This is a genomic window from Aureispira sp. CCB-QB1 (assembly GCF_000724545.1).
Taxonomy (GTDB): Bacteria; Bacteroidota; Bacteroidia; order Chitinophagales; family Saprospiraceae; genus Aureispira.
On record NZ_JHBV01000007.1, the window covers coordinates 140114 to 160529 of the forward strand.

The following is a 20416-nucleotide window of genomic DNA, read 5'->3' on the forward strand; positions in this document are numbered from 1 at the left end:
GAAAATTATTTTGACAAACTGTATATCAATATATGTTATAAAAAGGCAGTGAATGATTGCAGTTGTCAAAGCATCAAACTTAAGAAAATAATGGCTGGACAGATCCCAAACAATCCCATTTTAGATGATCAAGTTTCTCCTGGAGGAAATTCTAAGAACTATAAAAGTGCCTTTGCATTATTAACTTCTTTATTTTTTATGTGGGGATTTATCACCGTAGTGAACGATCCTTTGATTTCAGCTTTCAAAAAGATATTTGATTTACAAGCGTTTCATGCGGGCTTGGTGCAATCTGCTTTTTTTATTGCTTTTTTTGTTATTTCTCTGATCTACTTTTTAATCTCTACATCGAGAGGAGAAGACCCTATCAATCGATTGGGATATAAAAAAGGCATGTCTTTTAGCTTAGGAGTTTGTAGTTTGGGGTGCTTTTCTTTTTATCCGTCTGCTTTGGCGGAGTCGTATCCGATGTTTTTAGCTTCTTTATTTATACTAGCTTCAGGAATTACCTTGCTACAAATTTGCGCTAACCCTTATGCTGCTATCATGGGGAGCAAAGAAACGGCTTCTAGCCGCTTAAATTTAGCGCAAGGATTTAATTCTTTGGGAACGACAATTGCACCTTTAGCGGCTTCATTGCTGATTTTTAAGGTATTTACAAATGGAACGGAGCCAACGTTAGATGCCATTTCTTTTACCTATTTGATTACAGGTTCTTTGTTTTTGGTCTTGGCATTGGTTGTTTGGGTAGCAGATATGCCTGCTTATACCAATGCCGAAAAGGTAAAAGGAGGCTTAGCGGTATTGCAGTTTCCTCAATTGAAATGGGGAATTGGAGCCATCTTTTTTTATGTTGGTGGCGAAGTAGCCATAGGAAGTTGGCTAATGCCGTTTATGGAGAATGTATTTGGCTTTGAGCCGACCAAAGCAGGGGCTTATCTGGCGTTCTACTGGGGTGGGGCAATGATTGGTCGTCTGTTAGGAGCGGTGTCCTTAAATACAGATATTGAAGACAATAAAAAATATCCCATGATGGCAGCAATTTCGGTTGTTGTGTTTGGTGTCATTTATTTAATAACGGGCTTAGATCTAGATGCAAATGGTGCGATAGCCTTTGTTGGCTTAGAGTTTAGCGAAGTTGTTTTTTACCTTTTGTTTTTAGTACTTAACTACATAGCATTTATATTGGGCAAATCAAATGCTGCCCGTTCTTTGAGTATTTTTTGTGTGGTGGTTATTGCTCTATTGTTGATAGGGGTATTTAGTGGAGAAAGTAGGTTGGCATTATGGGCTTTGTTGAGTATTGGTTTGTTCAACTCTATCATGTGGTCAAACATTTTTACATTGGCTATTAAAGATTTGGGAATCTATACCAGTCAAGGTTCTTCCTTGTTGGTGATGGCTATTGTTGGTGGCGCATTTATTCCGCCGTTGCAAGGTTTGGTGAGTGATGTATGGGGACCTCAACTTTCTTTTTTAACGCCCATTATTTGTTATGCCTATATCTTGTTTTATGGATTGGTAGGGCACCGAACCAAAGAGGAAATTCCTAATTAAACTAATTTAAATAGTATTGTATTATTCGATATCTAAGATTAGATAAATAATAGATAAAAATCCATCGAACAGATGGATTTTTTTTATTTTTGCTACTTGTAATTAACCGACCATAAAAACACCTAAATTTTGGCAAAAAAGAAAACCACAACAAAAGCAAGAAAACAAACGCCTTTAATGGCTCAATACGAAGAATTAAAAGCTAAATACTCCGATGCTATTTTATTGTTTAGAGTAGGAGATTTTTACGAAACGTTTTCGACAGATGCTATTACTGCCTCTAATGTATTGGGAATTGTATTGACAGCTAGAAATAATGGTTCTTCAAAAGTAGAATTGGCAGGATTTCCTTACCATTCTTTGGATACATATTTGCCCAAATTGGTACAGGCAGGGTATCGAGTAGCGGTTTGTGACCAGCTAGAAAAGCCAAGCAAGTTAAAAAAATTGGTCAAGCGTGGTGTGACGGAAGTAGTGACGCCTGGTGTGACGGTGAACGATAAAATTCTCGACCACAAGAGTAATAATTATTTGGCAGCAATACATTTTGGCAAAAAAGGGCATACTGGCTTGGCATTGTTGGATATTTCTACAGGAGAATTTTTGGTCAGTGAGGGAACGTGTAGTTACATAGATAAATTGCTACAGAGTTTTCAACCTTCTGAAATTATCTTTGCGAAAGCTCGCCAAAAAGATATCCTCAAACATTTTGGAGATAGTTTTTACCAATATGGAGTAGACGATTGGGTGTTTACTAGTGACTATGGTCAAGAGAAATTATTACAACAGTTTGAGGTGAATTCTATGAAAGGATTTGGCATAGAAGCCTTGGAACTGGCACAAGTTGCGGCAGGTTCTATCTTGCATTATGTAGCAACTACAGAAAATACCAACCTAAAGCACATTACCAATATTGCTAGAATTCAACCCGATCGTTATGTTTGGCTGGATAAGTTTACCGTGCGAAATCTAGAGTTGGTACATTCTCCCCACGCCTCGGGGGTGCCTTTGGTCAATATTTTGGATCAAACTGTGTCGCCAATGGGAACTCGGTTGTTAAAACGTTGGATGATATTGCCTCTAAAGGACAAAAATGCCGTTACAGCACGACATCAAGTAGTGCGTCATTTTATTGATAATGGCGATATTGCTACCTTGGTGGATACACAAATACGCCAAATAGGGGATTTAGAGCGATTGATCTCGAAGGTGCCACTTGGCAAAATTGTTCCTAGAGAAATGAAGCAATTGGAATGTGCCTTAATTGCCTTAGAACCAATTAAAGAAGCTCTGTTGGCTTCTGAAAACAAACAACTTCAGTCAATAGGGGAGCGCATACAATTGTGTGCCGTGATTCGAGATCGTATTGGAAAGGAATTGGTGGATGAACCACCTGTAAAACTAGACAAAGGAGGCGTTATTGCAGATGGCGTATCTGATGAGTTGGATGAGCTACGAGATATTATCAAAAATAGCAAACAACATCTGTTAAACATTCAACAAACAGAAGCAGCGGAAACGGGAATTGACAATCTGAAAATAGGTTTTAATAATGTTTTTGGTTATTACCTAGAAGTAACAAATAAGTATAAAAATAAAGGGTTGGTACCAGAGCATTGGGTACGAAAACAGACCTTGACAAATGCAGAACGTTATATTACAGACGACTTAAAAAAATTAGAGGTTAAGATTTTAGGAGCAGAGGAGAAAATTTTGAGTTTAGAGAATCGTTTGTTCCAAGATTTGGTTTTTGCCTTGACAGAATACATCCACCCAATTCAAATGAATGCGGCTTTGATTGCACAGTTGGATTGCCTCGCTTCTTTTGCGAAAGTTGCTATTCTTAATAACTATTGTCGTCCACAAATGAGTGATAGTTTGGTCATTGATGTCAAAGAAGGACGGCATCCAGTGATTGAAAAACAATTAAAATTGGGAGAGGAGTATGTACCCAATGATATTTATTTGGACAATGAAGGACAGCAGATTATTATGATAACGGGACCCAATATGTCGGGTAAATCTGCGTTGCTGCGCCAAACCGCACTGATTTGTTTGATGGCTCAAATGGGATCGTTTGTCCCTGCTAGAGAAGCTAAGTTAGGGATGATTGATAAAGTATTTACTAGGGTAGGGGCTTCCGATAATATCTCTTCTGGTGAGTCTACATTTATGGTAGAGATGAACGAAACAGCCTCCATTTTAAACAATATTTCGGAGCGTAGTTTGATTTTGCTAGACGAAATTGGGCGAGGAACAAGTACCTATGATGGTATTTCGATTGCTTGGTCCATTGCAGAGTTTTTGCATAATAATAACATTGCAACACCCAAAACCTTGTTTGCTACTCACTATCACGAGTTGAACGAGTTGGCAGGGCGTTTCCCTCGCATCAAAAACTTCAATGTGGCGACCAAAGAACTAAACAACAAGGTTATTTTCTTAAGAAAGTTGCAGGAAGGAGGCTCTAAGCACAGTTTTGGAATTCATGTTGCTAAAATGGCGGGGATGCCTCGATATGTGGTGGAACGAGCCAACGAAATTTTAGGACAATTAGAACAAAAAAGTATTGATGCAGGCGATTTGGACGAAAAAATCAAAAAAATTAATGCACCAGCTATGCAGTTGAGTTTCTTTGATGCTGCACCCGATCCTGTTTTGGCAGAACTGAAGGAGCAATTGGAAGAAGTTGATTTGAACCGCTTGACTCCGATTGAATGTATGTTGAAGTTGGATGAGTTGAAGAAACTGTTGGATTAAGGGAATTGTGCTTGAAAACGAACTAATAATAGCCACCTAGATTGCTCTAGGCGGCTATAGCAAAACTCAGGATGGATGAGCTTACTTAGCTTTTTTAGAACGACTTTTGGAAATGCGTTTCTTGGATTGTTGAGCAAATTGTGCCGTTCGGAGTTTTGGTTTGGTAATGCTTACTTTGATAACCCGCTCATCCGATCGTATTTTTTGAATTTCGAACCGTACATTTCCAGATGGTTCGCGCCATGAGTTTTTGGCGTGTAAGGTTTTGGGAAGTGCTATTTCACCTAAAATAGCCGCTGTATTGCCAACAATTCGCCTAATCACCAATACAGGACCATCCAAACCTTTGTTCCAATCATTGGGTCGCATATATTCTAGGTGATAATACCAAGAACCAGAGCTGTTGATTGGTATTTTTGCCCCCAAATGTGCATTGATTCTTCGGTCATTAATAGGAGCCATAAAGAAAGAAGTACCATTGGTGTTGACCCAAGATTTGCTTGCTGTATAAATGCGTCTTTTGTAGAATAAATTTTTGATGTCCAGTTGAGGGAAACTCATGGCAGGACCAAAAGGTTTGTTCCATTTAGGATGGCTGAATGTTTTGATAGCCATCGCACTCATAATACAGTTTCTATCGCCGTAATGTGTTTTGAGATCTTTGGCTAGATCGTGGTCGAAACCCATTCCATGCCCCATTTCGTGTGCTAAGAAAGAGCCGTTGTGCCCATGCGGTGGCGCAGAAACTCGCCCTTGACCATCGGCACTACCATCCAACCAATACTTGCCCCATACAGGGTCTCGCCAATTAATACCAGAAGGCGCATCAGGATGAGAAAAATCATGTGTAAACACAGCAAGTTGTTTGTGGAACCCGTTAACAGGGTCAATGCCTACTTTTCGACAAGCAGCAATTGCTGCATCAATTAGTTTGCCTCTTTTTAGGTCGGTATCCATTGGTTTAAAATCGACTTCTACCCAACCAAAGACCTTCGAGCCACTCACATCAATTGTTCCTAACGAAACCTCATCCCAGTATTCAATCAAGCCTCCAGTTCCTGGGGTATAAATCTCTCTAAAAAATTGCTCTACCGCAGGCACTTCAGGCATACCCTTAAATCGGCAAAGAATAATCGCCCAAGGACGTTTTTTGACACTAGGTCTTGACTCAAAAATGAGATTAGAGGTGTAAGCCCACCAATAAGTTAATTGCGAGGCATTTTTATTAAATCGAGCATCGGTGCGAATGAACTCTTTGTTCTTGGAGTTAAAGAATAAAATGTCATCCCTGTTAGTACCACCTCGTTCATATCTAAAACTCTTATTTCTGACTTTTGATGCTATAATAGCTCCTTTCTTGGCACGAATAGGAAGTTGTCCTTTTTGTACGTGTTCTACCATACGCAAATTTCCATTATTGTATTCTAATGCCAACAATTTGTAGGCTCCCGTGCTGTATTTTCGAATCAGTAAACCATCTTTTGATTTACCATCTAGATTGGCAACAATAACATCGTCGTTTTTGGAGAACAATTTGGTTTTGGAGGTAAATGCCCACCAAAATGTCTTAACTCCTTGACTATTGGTAGCTGTGTCAAATCGCTTAACTTGCCCATTTGTTTTATCAATTACGAGCAAATCATCCCGATTGCGAGCCTGTCCAAAATTTCCAGTTAGTAAGAGTTTGTTTTTAAGATTATGACTACTTAAATTACCTAAGGAGTAACCTGTCATTCTTTTTAGAACGCCGTTGACTTCTTTTTTGTAAAGCTTAATCGTTCCTCGACTACGATTATAAACCATAATCTCATCTGCTCCATCACCATCAAAGTCACCAACGAGATAATGTTCGCTATTTTTGATAAAATTAGGTTGTGTAAACCACCACCACATTTCCGTTAAGTCGTTGCTAATGGCATAACCACGAATGCTGCCATCTTCGAGAATAGCAAAAATTTGATCTTTGCCTTTTTCTCTTCCGTTGACAACAAAATCGCCAATAATGAGGCGTTTGACGGGAGAAGGAAAGCTGTGTGTAAGCAATGGTTTGTGTTCGTGTTCACATTTAAAAATATGAATGTGTCGACCATCGACCTCAATGAGTTCATTTAGGGAATCTCCATCTATATCGCCTAGATATAATTTTGAAGAAAGCAAAATTTGAGAATTGGTTTTCATCTTTGTTTGTTTGGATTTTAAAAATGTCAAAACATTGACAGAATAATATATTAATCTTGGGATTTTTTGATGTAAAATTAGATGAAATAGACTCCGTTAGCTATCCGTAAAAAGACAGAATATAGCTATCCGTAAAATTACGTAGATGAGATGGAATGATGATTTGATGGAATAAAGGAATATTCTAGTGGAGGGATTTTGAGCATTCATTTAATGGGTAATAATTCCTTTGTTGTAATTCTCTAGTTGTTGGCGCCAACGATTAAATTTAGTGCTTTCGTCTTCTTCCCAACGCCCTTGTTGGTAGCGAAAAGCCATCCAGAAGGACTTCTTATTGCCCCTAATTCTTAGAAAATCGTCTTCTTGTGGTTGATAATCAAAATCAAAGCAATTCCGTTGGTTTAATTGCTGGACAACTTCTGATTTTAGTGCTTGTTCACTTTGATTCATTTTATAAATAAATGGTTTGCCTCTTAAGGAGCTAGCTTGTTTAACAGCGTTTTTACGTTCTAGAATCCAACCAATTTCATCGGGAGTTAATTGGTCACTATCACAAGAACAGAGTTTGAAACCTTGGTTTAAGTTACACATGATTTAACGTTTTAAAGTGGTAATGAAATACATAAAAAGCGCATTTAAAGAGTGTAGATGCTTAAACAAAATACGCAAAAGGTAGAAGATATAGTTATAATTTGCCGATGAATGCTGGGGACGAATGCGAATGCAAGGGCATAAGGATAGCATATTTAATAGCCGAAGTTGATTTGAATAGCTTCTGTTTGCTTATTTAAATATCTATCAAAGTAGTTTAAAGAAAAGCCTAGAAAAAACTAATTTTTAAAACAATCTATATACATTTTTAGTTGAATTAACAGGAAATTATTATCTTATTGAATCTTCCAAAGGGTTCGGGACACACCTTAAGACTTACCCCATTTTTAACATTAAAATCTGATCACTTATTGAGATAAGTGGATGGGTAATTTCAAATTAATATTAATTTTTATGAAACAAGTATGGCTTAGTTTGTTTTTGGTAACCATGTTTACAATAGCGTGCTCGGGGTCAGAAACAACAGAAAATAATACAAAACAACGTGAACTTACAAGCACACCCGATCCAACAGAGGATGTTGCGGTAGCAATTACAACTAGTGCTACAGAGCATCCAGAAGGAGAAATCATAGGCAATGAAGCAGCAACGAATGCTGCAACGGCTTCTCCTACTCCCGAAAATGTTTCCAGTACACAAACCGATATTGTTTATCCTACACCAGCAACGAATAAAAGCAATGTGGTGGCTAAAAATGAGCCGATAAAGCCAGAGCCAGAACCTGTACAAGTAGAAGAGACAACCACTACAACAACAACGACTACGACTTCCTCTAAGCCAACTACAAATACTACAACAACAACTTCTAAACCGACATCAACAACTAGTGTTGCTCCAAAGCCTGCTAAACCAGCTTTGAGCCACGATGCATTTGATGCTTTGCTGCGCAAGTATGTCAATAGTAGTGGAAATGTAAATTATGGAGGTTTTCAAAAAGATAAAGCAAAGCTGGCTAGTTATTTAGAGTTGTTAAAAAACAATCCTCCTCAAAGCAGTTGGTCTAAAAATAAAGAAATGGCATATTGGATTAATATGTATAATGCAATCACCATTCACTCAATTGTAGAAAGTTATCCTGTTAGCAGTATCATGAAATTGGAAGGGGGAAAAATTTGGGATAAGAAAAAAATTGTCATTAACGGCGAAAATCTTACCTTAAATAACATTGAAAAGGATAAATTGCTGAAACGATTTAAGGAACCTAGGGTGCATTTTGCCGTCAATTGTGCTGCTGCATCTTGCCCGCCCTTATTAAATAAGGCATGGACAGAAGACAATATTCAACGGTACTATGACAAGCAAGCAAAAGCGTTTATCAATAACCCAAGCTACAATACAGTTAGTGCCAAAAAAATTGAAGCCTCTCAAATTTTTAATTGGTATGCTGGTGATTTTGGTGGCAGCGATAAAGTTGTTCCTTATTTTCAAAAATATTCAGAAACGACCATTAAGGATAATGCTAAAGTTTCGTACAAAGAATACGATTGGAACTTGAATAAGCAATAGACAACCAACTTATCCTAAAAAAAAGCTCTTGGAGATAATGACTCTAAGAGCTTTTTTATTTAATTAACGTTTTATCCCAACGTGTTTTTGTCTTATTTTCGTTAGTAATAATAGTGTTTGCTATGAAGTATGAATGAAGATTATGCAATGAGAAATGTTAGGTGGAGCAGAATAAATATTAACAAAAGTATTGTAGACATTGATTAAATATTGGTTGGCATATATATTCCTCTTTTTTATTCCTTATTTATCCTTAGGACAGGTGGAGGATAGTATTCCTGTAGGAATATTAGAAGTGGAGCAAGCGTATCTTTTGAAGATGTATTCCTTGGACAAAGACAAGCGTTTTTTTAAAAAGCAACGCATTCAGTTTGAATATGAATTGGAAGATACTGCCCAGATACAAAACAAACTTCAAGACATCTTAAAGCAGCTTCATGCCAAAGCTTATTTAACAGCATCTATAGATACGTTTTTCCGAGATGATAGCACTCAGTTTTCAGCTTATCTTTTTGTTGGAGAGCGTTACGAATGGGCGAATCTAAAAAATGGCAATGTTACCGATGCTTTTTTAGCAGCAGTAGGATTTAAAGAGCGACTGTACACCGATCAACCTTTTTATTACAAAGAAGTTGCCTCATTACAAGAAAAGTTATTGATTTATTTAGAAAATCATGGCTATCCATTTGCGCAAGTCTATATTGATAGTGTTCGAATTGTAGAGCAAGAAGTGTCGGCACGCATTTATTTTGAAAAGGGACCGCTTATCTTTTTTGACGCACTAAAGATTGTGGGAAAGAGCCGTTTGCCCAAGCAGAAAAGGAAGAAAAAAGTTCGGATCACAGAAGGTTTTGTCTCTAGTTATTTAGGGATTCGAAAGGGAAAATTGTACAGCGAAAAACTTGTTCAGAAAGTTCAAAATCGAATGAATGCCCTGCGATATTTAACGAGTTATCAAACTCCTTATGTCATATTTAGAGACAATAAAGCAGAGTTAAATTTGTTTTTGATGGACCGCCCTTCGAGTAAAATAGATGTTTTGCTTGGCTTTTTACCTAGCAAAGATGCCGTAACAGGACAACAACGGTTTGATTTTACAGGGAATATTGATATTGATTTGATCAATCCATTTGGAACGGGCAAACGCTTGCAATTGAAATGGCAACAATTGAGCTTAGGAACCTCCGATTTGTTGGTGCGATTTGCTTGGCCTTATTTGCTGAAAACACCCCTAGGAGTAGATCTTTCCTTTAAATTATACAAGCGAGATTCTTCTTATATTGATATTATAACGGATGTTGGGTTGCAATATTTGTTTAATGGGAACAGTTATATTAAGGCATTTTGGATTAATACGACGACTAATTTAATCAATATAGACACCAACTTAATTCGGGCAACTCGGCGATTGCCAAGTATGCTTGATATTGATAACAGTTCGTTCGGGTTAGAATTTTATTATGATAATTTAGATTATAAATACAATCCTAGAAAAGGATTTGAGAGTAAATTAGTGGCTAGCTTTGCTTTGAAAAGAATCCGCCGAAATAATACCATAGAAGAAATAGAAAATCCTTTGGATACGACCTTTAGTTATGCCTCCTTGTATGATACAATAGTCACCAATACCTTTCAGTATCGATTTCTAGCAGAACACAGTCAGTTCTTTCAATTGTGGAAAACCAGTACTTTGATGGCTCGATATCGAGGAGGAATTATCCTTTCCAAAGACCCTATTTATGATAATGAGACCTACCGAATAGGAGGGAATAAATTGTTGAGAGGTTTTGACGAAGAGGCAATTTTGGCAACATGGTACAATGTATTGACGTTGGAATGGCGATTTCTATTTGGGCGAAATTCTTATGCTTATCTATTTGGAGATGTTGCTTATGTTCAACGAAATACAATTAGTACCCAATTGAATGATTTTCCTGTGGGCTTTGGTGTTGGCGTTGCCCTAGAGACCAAGGTAGGCATTTTTGCCCTCAGCTATGCACTTGGAACACAGCAAGGCAATCCAATTATTTTTAATAATAGTAAAGTACATTTTGGATATGTGTACTCGTTCTAATCTAGCTATAAAATAAGAGCAGCTAAAAAGAATAGCTGCTCTGTAACTTGATTTTACAATGTGCTAAAGCGGAGGAAGTGATCTATTTTGAAATAATAATTTTTTCTTTCAATAATTGTTCTCCATCGGATACCACAATTATATAAACTCCATTCTCTAACTCAGAAGCATCAATCGATTGCAACGGACGATTTACAGTAATATTTTTTCTAACTCTACCCATTATATCAAAAATTTGAATGTTGGCATTAGTAGGCTGTGCTTGAAATTGGAGGGTAAAGGTTCCTTTTGAAGGATTCGGATAAATACTGAGTGTATTGCTTGTGATTTCTGTTGTAGTACGAAGGACAGTATTTTGATTCGTAATAGAATTGGAAGTTGTACCAGCTGTTTGCAAATCGTTTTGCGAAGAACTTACACTTGTAGAATTATCTTGTACCGCTTTTCCATGAAAACAACCTGTTGTTCCATCGGGTAGGCAAGCACAAGGTCCTATATGCGCCAAAAACACTTCATTACCATAAAAGCCAGGTTGCAACAAAACAGCTTTGCCCGCTTTAAATTCTAATTTAGAAAAAGAGGTAGTTGATACATCAGACGCTGTAATATAGTTGTTAACAGAGTTATAGCTGTTTGTGATAGGCGATGCTCCAGAAAAAGTTAAGTTATCTTCGCAAGCTCTAGTTACTGTAATACACTCTGTTTTGGATGTTCCACATTCTGGATGATAAACCGTAATACAAATTTCTCCACTAGCTGCATTATCTGTTGTAAAATTGAATTGAGAATTAGCAGCGTCGTATGTATAGCCAAAACAATCAGGATGAGTAACCGAGTAGACCTCAGAACCTGGTTGACTACTAACATTGACGGTGAATTCTGTTTCATTACAAGCTAATTCGACAATGCTTGAAGAGGTAATAACGGACTCATTAATATTTAGGATGGTAATATCCAACTCTACCGTATCCCTTTGAGTACTTACGACATTGCCACTATCATCAAGATCCACACAAATATAGGTAACGGTTAATGTTGCCTCGTTAGACGCTGCTGTTGTAGACCAAGTGAGCGTTACTGGATTAGTACCTGCATAGAGAATCGACACAGGATAATCAAGTTGCCAATCGACACTGTCTATGGCATCACAAGTATGCATGAGCTCATAGCTATTAACAATAAAATTGGATGGGCAAATCTCTGTTGGACCCTCTATGGTTGCTTCTTGAGCCCACACATTATTACAAGCAAGCCCCAGTAGAAACAAACTAATTAGTTTATACATAATAATTTTCATAGTGCTTACTTAATTTTATTTTTCAATACTTCCACTTCTGCTTTTAAGGCTTTATTTTCTTCTTTTAGTTGAATCATATAAAGCGTTAATTCTTCTATTTTTTCTAACAACTTAGCATCCATTTTAGCCACATCAATACCTTCTTTCTGCACTTCTTCTGCACTAGGAACGCCAGGTAAGTGTTTGTGTTCTTTGACAAAGGCATTGACTTGATCCAAAGGCATTAATTGATAATTGTCTGCAAAAACATAATCCGCCCAGTCGGTAGTATTTTTGAGAGCTACTTTTAGTTTTTCTGTCAAAATTCCTTTGTCCACATATAGTTTGTAATCTCCATTGAATGTTGAACTAGCAGTTGGATCAAGACCGATGCTAACTTTTCCATCATTGCGAATAAACAAGTGGTAGTTGGTGCCTGCATATCCTGTAGTCCCACCATAAGGCTTCCATATGTTAAGCCCCTTTGCATGAGGATTGTATTCAATACCCCATTCGCCATGACTTGCTCCTGTTTCTGCACCTAATAGCAGCGAGGCTTGATTGCCATCTAGCAGCGTAAATCCTTCTATATGAGCGTCCAGTCTAGTACCATTAAAATTCCTAACATGCAATGTTGCATTGGGGTTGTTTAATCCAATACCTACTTGACGATCGTTGGTCAGGCTCATTACGGTTTGGTTGATATTGCCATGATGGAAATGCAAGCCTCTGTAGTTCGCGCCCATATCCCAAACATAATTGGTATAAGAAGAACCTGTACCTGAGAAGCGATGGGTTATTTGCAAGCCTGTTGTATAGCTTGTAAATGGAGCGCCTGAAGCGGGTAATCCTGTGTGCGTTTTAAAAATACTGACTTTAGCGGGTGCGCTTGGGAAAAAGCCACTTCCAACAGATATTTTGCCCGTAAAGGTAGCGTCTGTAAATTGAGCAAATAGATTTTGGCTCATCAGCCCAATTCCTAAAACGATCATTATTTGTTTAAAATTCATAATCCTTTGATGTTTTAATTAAAGTTATTTCGAATAAAAATTAATTCACTGTCAAAGTTAAGGTATATGAATATTTGAAAATTGATGTATGTTTATTCGTTAGCGCAAAGGCTTTATCCGTTAGCTTTAAATCTATATTCGTTGAGAATAGAAGATAGGTGCTTGAAGTAGGGGAGAAGTTATAGTTAGTAGACGGCAAGAGTAAGTATTTGCTTTGGAGTAAGAGAAGAAATTAGAATAAAAAGTAGGCAATACAAACGTTGGTTTACGGATAAAAAAAAGCTTTCTAAGTGATTATTCAACCTAGAAAGCTAATTATATTGGGTTACCCCAACTCTACAATCGTCAGACCATCGCCCCCTTGATTGGGTTCAGGATGATAAGAACGTACGATATTTTTATATTCTCTTAATTTCCTATTAACGACCTTGCGCAAGGCACCCGATCCTTTTCCATGAATGATTCGAACCTCGTTGACACTAGCCATTAAAGCATTATCCATGAATTCTTGAATTCTTTCCAAAGCATCTTCATAACGCATCCCTCGAATATCAATTTTAGGATCAAAGTGGGCATTTTTGTTTAAGGTGTCTGTTTTGACAATAGCCGTTCGATGCGTTAAAATTGGATTTTTAATCAACTGCAAGTCTCTCAATTTAACCATCAAATGAAGGTTGCCTAATTCTACCTTTGCTTCTTTTTTCTTGATTTCCTTAACGATTCCCATTCCACCGCCAGAGCGCAATTTGACATAAGAGCCTTCTTCAATGACACCATCATCTTCTTGTTCGTACACCTCATAAATTCCTTCTTTGACGCCTTTTACATCTTCGACCATTTGCTTGCGTTCTTCCTGTGCTTTGTCGAGCAATTTTTTGGCTTTTTCGGCAGCTTTTTCCTTGTTAGAAGCCGTTTTGAGTTCTCTTAAAACTTTTTGAAGTGCTTTGTTGGTCTTTTCGGTTTCAACCAATTCTTGCTCTTTAATTTGAAGTTTTAATTTTTTACGAGAGAACTCCAAATCTCTAAAGGCCGACTCATAGTTTTTGATCAGTTGATCCAATCGTTTTTGATGTTCTAGAACTTGCTCGTGCGCCTCTACAGCTTTTTGTCGTTCTCGCTGCAAATCGACCAAGATTTCATCCAAGTTGTGATTTTGTTTGCCAACTTTGCGGCGAGCGTAGCCGATTACGTGATTGGGCAAGCCACTTTTAGACGCAATTTCAAAAGCGTAAGAACTACCTGGCTTTCCAATTTTCATTTGATACGTAGGAGAGAGGGTATCTTTGTCAAAAATCATAGAGCCATTGACTAGCCCTTTGTTCTCAAAAGCATAAACTTTAAGGTTGGAATAGTGGGTGGTAATAACACCGTAGACTTTTTTCTGATTCAAATCTCTTAGAACAGCTTCTGCAATCGCTCCCCCCATTTTAGGATCTGTACCAGAACCAAACTCATCAATCAATACCAACGTTTTGTCATCTGCCAACTCCATAAATAAACGAGCATTTTGCAAACGAGAACTATAGGTACTCAACTCATCTTCCAAAGATTGTTGATCACCAATATCGGCAAAAATTTGATTGAAGATACCTATCTCAGCTCCTTCATTAGCTGGAATTAACATACCCGCTTGAAGCATCAACTGGATTAAGCCAACGGCTTTCATACAAATAGATTTTCCACCAGCATTAGGACCACTTAAGACCAAAATACGAACGCCTTTCTTAAAGTGTAAATGAAAAGGAACTGTCGGTGTACCCGTTTGCTTATTTTTGATCGATAATAAGGGATGAACGACATTGCGCATCTTGTAATGAGGTGTCAACAAAACTTTGGGCTTTGTAGCTTCTAGCTGAATCGCTATTTGCGCTTTCGCTTGGATGGTATCAAAGCGAACAATAATTTGTTCATATTGCTGCAATTGAGGAATATAAGGGCGTAAGAGATCACTTAATGCTCTTAGTATGTTATAAATTTCCCGTTGATAGTCTCGTTCTAGGTCAAAAATGTCGTTGTTTAGATCTATAACCCCTTCTGGCTCTATAAAAACAGTTTTCCCAGAAGCCGATTCATCGTGAATAATACCTCGTACTTGACGTTTTCGCTCAGCAGGAACGGACAAAACACGGCGACCATTTCTAAAACTTTCTATATTATCTTTTAGCCAACCTTTGCTTTGATAATGGACGATGATTTGACGGAATTTTTTGTCCAATTCTTGGCGCTTGCTACTTTGCATTCTTGCAATGCGCATCAATTCAGGAGAGGCATCAGAGCGAATGTTGCCTTCTTCATCAATAACACGCTGTATTTCTGATAGCAATTCTTTGTCAAAATCAGCTACTCGTATAATGTCAAAGAGGGTTGGATAAAGCGTTTTGGTGCTTTTTCGTTTGCTAAAGAAGCCATAAATCCCATAACAAACCAACAGCGTTTTTGCTACATTACGCAAGCTTTCAACAGACAATACGTAGCCCTCAATGCTCAACATACGCAAATCATCGTTGATGCTGGCATATTGACTCATCGGAAAGTTGTGGTTGTTTTCATACGTTTGAGTATATTCAAATACCTCTAAAAGCCAACGCTCAATTTGCGAAGCTTCCGTACTTGGAATTAATTGCTGAAAATATTCCTTTCCTAATGTACCGTAGCAGTAATCTTCAGTTAATTCTAGTATTTTGTCAAACTCTAAAGTTTGGTATAAATCTTTCGGTGCAAGTTTCATTTCTAATCTATGCTTTGTCATAATTGGTTGCCCTAAAGTTACAGATTTCAATTCTACTAAGAATCAATGTAGGTGTTCACTTAAAAGAGTTGAATTGTAAAATGGAGTAACATCTGTATTGATAGAAGCACTATTATTAAGTTACTCTAATAGCAATGCCTCACAGTTTAAAAACATCTACTGCAAAAATAGTTCACTTCTAGTAGAAATTAATTATTTTTATGAAAGAAGTTGTAGCTTTCATTTAATCCATTCGTGTTTAGGTAACACTCCGCTGCTTTTTTAGTTTTTCTATATTCAAGGGAGCGATGTTCAAGTTATAATTAATAATGAAACCAGAGAAGAAATTTGAATTTAGTGAGGTGATTAATGCCCAGACGGTTAAAAAGATTGGGCATGATATAAAGAAGGTGTGGCAAGATTTTGATGTAAAACAGTTAGAAAAAAGAGTACTTACGAAGCTATCTAGTTTAGCTTTTAAAGATAGAGCTAATTTGATTGCAGACGTACTTTATGAGTTGTTACCCAAGGATTTTGAATTGGCTGGACAAATTTTATTGGATTCTTTTGGCGAACAGTTGGATGCTCCTGACTTTACAGGGCAAAATGCATTTATGTATATGCCGCATGGGGTATATGTCAGTCGTTATGGTTTGGATGCACAACATTTTGAGCTGTCTACGCAGTTTTTATATGAAATGACGAAGCGATTTAGTGCGGAATTTGCCATACGACCATTTTTAAATAAATTTCCTCTCCAAATGATTGGCAAATTGCAAACATGGGTCAAAGATGATAATCAGCATGTTCGCCGATTAGTTTCAGAAGGAACACGTCCACGTTTGCCTTGGGCACCTAGGGTTACGGTGTACGATGATGATTATACTGTCATTATGGATTTGTTGGCAATGCTGAGGAATGACCCTGAATTGTATGTGAGGCGGTCGGTAGCCAATCATCTAAACGATTTGACAAAAGATCGGAAAGACTTAGTACTTGCTCACTTAGAAGTATGGAATAAGCAACCTAATCCTAAAATAGTATGGTTGACCAAGCACGCATTGAGAACCTTGGTAAAAGCTGGAGATGCTGGTGCTTTAAAAATTTTGGGTTTTTCCAACAATCCTGAAGTTAAAGTGCAGCGTTTTGCCTTGGAGAAACAACAATTGAAGTTGGGTGAGCAACTTGTTTTTTCTTTTGATATAGAATCCCAAAGTGCCTACTCTCAACGGTTAGTAGTGGACTATATCATTCATTTTAAAAAAGCAAATGGAAGCCAAGCACCTAAAGTGTTTAAGTTAAAAGTGTTAGAATTGGAAGGGCACCAGTCCATTCAACTTAAGAAAAAACAATTGTTTCAGCAGTTGAGTACAAGGGTTTTATACGAAGGAAGACATCAAGTTGAATTACAAATTAACGGAAAGAGTTTTGGTATTCAAGAGTTTGAACTTGTATTTTAAGTGAGAGGTGTAAGAATATTTGGGGCGTTTTTAATCACATTATTTGGTGGCTTTTTTTGTTGTCAATGTACTTAAGTTTGTTGAAGCCACGTGGAGTAGTACCATTGCTAACTAAGCGATAACAATCTTACAAATAATCAATAAACTACGATCTAACAAAACAACTGCGTCAATGAGATGTCTTTTTCAATCTAAAGCAATTGTGCTTCTAAAGTATTTTTTAATAGGAGGGCTGATTGTATTGTTTGAAGAGAGTAAGGCACAAGATACATTAGTTTTAGATACCTTAGAAATTTATAAACAAAGCAAATCTATACCAAAATCACTAACTAAAACCCCTACGGCTTTAGCTACTTATTTGACTCAAAATTATAAGAGAGAGGATCAAAAAGTACTTGCAATAGCTTACTGGATTGCTACGAATATTCAATACAATTATCAAGCATTTAAACAGCGTTTGCTATCAGAAAAAACTTCTGTAGAGATTTTGCGCTCCAAAAAAGCTTTGAGTCATGAATACGCTCAATTATTCAAAGATATGTGTGGTAGTGTTGGAATACAAGCTGCTATTGTAAATGGTTATACCAAAGGATTTGATTTCTTCTCCAAAGATACTTTGTATCGTGCTGAACATAGTTGGTCAATCGTTCAAATTAATGGTCATTGGCATTTGATAGATTTGACCTATGCTAGTGGTCGCATAGAGTGTCAACAACAGGTATTTGCCAAAGGAATAGTCAAACTATTTAATGGTAGGATAATTCCTCGATTTAAGTATGTTCAAAAATTTAACCCTGCTTGGTTGTTTGTTGCTCCTGATGAATTTATTTTTACCCATTTCCCAAACTTAAAAAGGTATCAATTGCTCAAGCAACCACTTGCCTTTGAGGCATATCAAGCGGGGGGATGGGCCATTCATAGTCATTTGTCTTGGTTTCCCAAAACCTATCAGAGTAACCCCGCTATTGATGCATTTATTCAACAATCTAAAATAGAGCAATGGTTGTTGGAAGCCCAAGAGGCGCATGCTATTAACTCTAGCAATCATCAAGTAAAAGGATACCTTTATTATCTAGCTTTAGATAGTTTGTTTCGTGCGACTTATGATCCTCAAACGAGTGCCTTAATCGCCTCAAAGCGCTATTTGCAAAGAATGGCAGACTATGCTAATATTGCCGAAATAGCTTTGCGTCAGAGTGTTGAAGATAATAATCAAGAATATAAGAACAAAATGGCACAAAGTTGGGCGTGGAAAAAACGTTTGTTTGACAGCAATAGAGGGCATATTCAGCAGCTGCAAAAGCGTTCTCAAAAAAATACAGAACAGGAGGCATTAATTGTAAAAATTGAAAATGATAATTTGAATAGTCAGCAATTGGTAGAAAAGCACTTGCGTCATAAAAAAAGGCAAAGAATTAGATTTAACAATATGGACAAAGCGAATTCTGAAATAGCAATTCAAAATTCTATTATCCATGCTCCTCGGAATGTGTTATTACATCAAACATTAGATTCCTTAGAAGAAGTGGCGAATGCCTTGATGGTTCAAAAAGATTCTTTATTGCAGTTTTTAGACGAAAAAATACAAGAGATTATTTATCCTAAAGAACAGTTGGTTATGCATATTCATCGAGGAAATTTAAAAGCTCTGCGACAAATTGTTGATCAAAAAAAATTAGCGTTGTCCTTGGTGTATGAGGATGCTCAGGTATTGGACAAAGGTTGGTTTAAGAAGAGCCTCTCACGGGCAGATAGTATTAACAAGGTTATTATCGACACCTTTTTGCTTACTTTGTACCAAAAACAATTAGCTTCTCAAAAAAGAATGCAATTGTATTGTAAGTTGATCGATAATCAATTAGAATTGTTACAAAAAGAAAGAAGCCGTAAGACTCAAAGGGCAAATACGCTACAATATTCTATTGGTGTATTCGTAAACTTAGAAAACAAATTATTACAATATAAAGAGCAGTTAAAAAATTGCCTAGGATTTCAGCAGAGATTAATTCGTTGGTTGGAAAATGAAATTCAGTATATGCATCAGACCATACAGGTTTTTTGGAGTGATAATCGCTTGGAACATTATCGACATGTAAAATACATGGAGTATCGCCAACATATTCGTCAAGCTGAAAACGCAAAAATACATTTGATACTTCAAAAGATTACTAAGATTAAACGAATGATAATCGCTGCACAATCTTAGTGCATGGTTTGTTTGACAGGACACCAACAGATGATATAAGTCTAATAGAAAAAACTAATAATATGCTAATCCTGATTGTAATTTAATTGGGAGACTCGAATCCATTTATATAAAACACCACTATGACGATGGCTAAAAAAATAAATCTAGCGACTTGGAAACGATTGCCTCAATACGAGTTTTTTAAGACCTTTGATCAACCTTTCTTTAACATAACCGCTAATATCAACGTAACAGAACTTTATGCGTATACAAAGACAAATCAACTGCCGTATTTTTATACTATGTTGCATACTTTGTTAAAAGTGATTCAAACAATTCCTGAGTTCAGATATAGAATTTATCATGGAGATGTATACGAATATACAAGCATTGATAGTGGAGTAACAATTTTGTTAGAAGACGAAACCTTTATGTATGGAACCGTAGCCTATAAAGAAAATCTTAGGGATTTTATTGTTAAAAGCCAAGCAGATATTGAACATCAAAAAAAAGAAAGAGGTTTTGTGCCACATGGAGAACCTAATGTAATATATGTTTCTGCGTTACCTTGGGTATCATTTACAGGGTTTCAACATGCTCGAAAAACAGGAATGGAAGACAGTATCCCTCGTTTTGTTTTTGGGAAATATTTTAAAGAAGAAAATGAGCTAAAAATGCCGCTTTCTGTTGAGGTTCACCATGCTTTGGTGGATGGCTTTCATGTTGGTCAGCTATTCGAACGTTTGCAAAAAGAAAATTTAAACTTTGTTTAAGGTTCTGATTAGTAGTTGGTTGTGTGTTTTGTTGTTGCTAGAGGTTTAATTGAAGGAGAGATTTAGTGCCAACAAACTAATTTAAAAATAAAACAAAAAAAAATAACAAAAAAATAAACCATCCTCTAGTAAAGCGTAGATGGGGCTTCCCCTTTTTATTTAGAAATATTGAAGTGTTAAATATGCTCCTTTAAAAAAAACAAACTGGACTTTTTAGTTTTAATATAATATCTTTGTGACCGATTTAAGATAAGATGAGTTGTATCAATTTTAATCATTCACTAACAAACCACT

At 36.8% G+C, this 20416-nt stretch carries 12 protein-coding genes; 7 read left to right on the forward strand and 5 right to left on the reverse strand.

Translation table 11 applies throughout. The features are described from left to right. Positions 1-90 precede the first annotated feature (90 nt). Positions 91-1557 carry a sugar MFS transporter gene (locus CG11_RS02885; RefSeq protein ID WP_052592938.1) on the forward strand — a complete coding sequence of 489 codons (1467 nt, stop codon included), beginning with the start codon at positions 91-93 and terminating at the stop codon, positions 1555-1557. Between the two features lie 177 nt (positions 1558-1734). Further along, complete coding sequence (gene mutS, locus CG11_RS02890; protein WP_052593016.1) at positions 1735-4317, forward strand: DNA mismatch repair protein MutS; 2583 nt, start codon at positions 1735-1737, stop codon at positions 4315-4317. 81 nt (positions 4318-4398) lie between these two features. Here mutS and CG11_RS02895 read toward each other — a convergent pair whose 3' ends face one another. Together CG11_RS02895 and CG11_RS02900 are read right to left on the reverse strand one after the other, a co-directional pair. Continuing rightward, the gene (locus CG11_RS02895) at positions 4399-6495 is read right to left on the reverse strand and encodes a hypothetical protein (protein WP_052592940.1); all 2097 of its coding nucleotides are present in this window, start codon (positions 6493-6495) and stop codon (positions 4399-4401) included. Positions 6496-6705: 210 nt separating this feature from the next. Next, positions 6706-7086 (reverse strand): hypothetical protein, encoded by a 381-nt coding sequence (locus CG11_RS02900; protein WP_052592942.1) that lies wholly within the window; start codon positions 7084-7086, stop codon positions 6706-6708. A 414-nt stretch (positions 7087-7500) separates the two neighbouring features. On the opposite strand from CG11_RS02900, the gene CG11_RS02905 reads away from it, so the two are divergent. After that, positions 7501-8613 carry a DUF547 domain-containing protein gene (locus CG11_RS02905; protein WP_052592944.1) on the forward strand — a complete coding sequence of 371 codons (1113 nt, stop codon included), beginning with the start codon at positions 7501-7503 and terminating at the stop codon, positions 8611-8613. A 214-nt stretch (positions 8614-8827) separates the two neighbouring features. Beyond that, the gene (locus CG11_RS02910; RefSeq protein ID WP_156039638.1) at positions 8828-10687 is read left to right on the forward strand and encodes a BamA/TamA family outer membrane protein; all 1860 of its coding nucleotides are present in this window, start codon (positions 8828-8830) and stop codon (positions 10685-10687) included. Between the two features lie 82 nt (positions 10688-10769). Here the strand turns inward: CG11_RS02910 and CG11_RS02915 are convergent, their stop codons facing one another. The 3 genes from CG11_RS02915 to CG11_RS02925 form a co-directional block, all read right to left on the reverse strand. Continuing rightward, on the reverse strand, positions 10770-11984 hold the full coding sequence (locus CG11_RS02915) for a T9SS type A sorting domain-containing protein (RefSeq protein ID WP_052592948.1): 1215 nt from the start codon (positions 11982-11984) through the stop codon (positions 10770-10772). A gap of 5 nt (positions 11985-11989) precedes the next feature. After that, on the reverse strand, positions 11990-12973 hold the full coding sequence (locus tag CG11_RS02920) for a hypothetical protein (protein WP_052592950.1): 984 nt from the start codon (positions 12971-12973) through the stop codon (positions 11990-11992). Positions 12974-13298: 325 nt separating this feature from the next. Continuing rightward, on the reverse strand, positions 13299-15701 hold the full coding sequence (locus CG11_RS02925) for an endonuclease MutS2 (RefSeq protein ID WP_052593019.1): 2403 nt from the start codon (positions 15699-15701) through the stop codon (positions 13299-13301). 329 nt (positions 15702-16030) lie between these two features. Here CG11_RS02925 and CG11_RS02930 point away from each other — a divergent pair, with 329 nt between their 5' ends. The 3 genes from CG11_RS02930 to CG11_RS02940 all read left to right on the forward strand — a co-directional run bounded on the left by CG11_RS02930 (position 16031) and on the right by CG11_RS02940 (position 20122). After that, positions 16031-17161 (forward strand): hypothetical protein, encoded by a 1131-nt coding sequence (locus CG11_RS02930; RefSeq protein ID WP_052592952.1) that lies wholly within the window; start codon positions 16031-16033, stop codon positions 17159-17161. Between the two features lie 172 nt (positions 17162-17333). Next, complete coding sequence (locus CG11_RS02935) at positions 17334-19367, forward strand: transglutaminase domain-containing protein (protein WP_052592954.1); 2034 nt, start codon at positions 17334-17336, stop codon at positions 19365-19367. 128 nt (positions 19368-19495) lie between these two features. After that, positions 19496-20122, forward strand: coding sequence for a chloramphenicol acetyltransferase (locus tag CG11_RS02940; RefSeq protein ID WP_197043769.1), 627 nt, complete (start codon positions 19496-19498; stop codon positions 20120-20122). The last annotated feature ends 294 nt before the right edge of the window (positions 20123-20416 follow it).

Bases quoted from the DNA above. Each gene is read 5' to 3' on its own strand.
- CG11_RS02885 (WP_052592938.1), top strand. From the start codon at position 91: ATGGCTGGACAGATCCCAAACAATCCCATTTTAGATGATCAAGTTTCT.
- mutS (WP_052593016.1), top strand. From the start codon at position 1,735: ATGGCTCAATACGAAGAATTAAAAGCTAAATACTCCGATGCTATTTTA.
- CG11_RS02895 (WP_052592940.1), bottom strand. From the start codon at position 6,495: ATGAAAACCAATTCTCAAATTTTGCTTTCTTCAAAATTATATCTAGGC.
- CG11_RS02900 (WP_052592942.1), bottom strand. From the start codon at position 7,086: ATGTGTAACTTAAACCAAGGTTTCAAACTCTGTTCTTGTGATAGTGAC.
- CG11_RS02905 (WP_052592944.1), top strand. From the start codon at position 7,501: ATGAAACAAGTATGGCTTAGTTTGTTTTTGGTAACCATGTTTACAATA.
- CG11_RS02915 (WP_052592948.1), bottom strand. From the start codon at position 11,984: ATGAAAATTATTATGTATAAACTAATTAGTTTGTTTCTACTGGGGCTT.
- CG11_RS02920 (WP_052592950.1), bottom strand. From the start codon at position 12,973: ATGAATTTTAAACAAATAATGATCGTTTTAGGAATTGGGCTGATGAGC.
- CG11_RS02925 (WP_052593019.1), bottom strand. From the start codon at position 15,701: ATGAAACTTGCACCGAAAGATTTATACCAAACTTTAGAGTTTGACAAA.
- CG11_RS02930 (WP_052592952.1), top strand. From the start codon at position 16,031: ATGAAACCAGAGAAGAAATTTGAATTTAGTGAGGTGATTAATGCCCAG.
- CG11_RS02935 (WP_052592954.1), top strand. From the start codon at position 17,334: ATGAGATGTCTTTTTCAATCTAAAGCAATTGTGCTTCTAAAGTATTTT.
- CG11_RS02940 (WP_197043769.1), top strand. From the start codon at position 19,496: ATGGCTAAAAAAATAAATCTAGCGACTTGGAAACGATTGCCTCAATAC.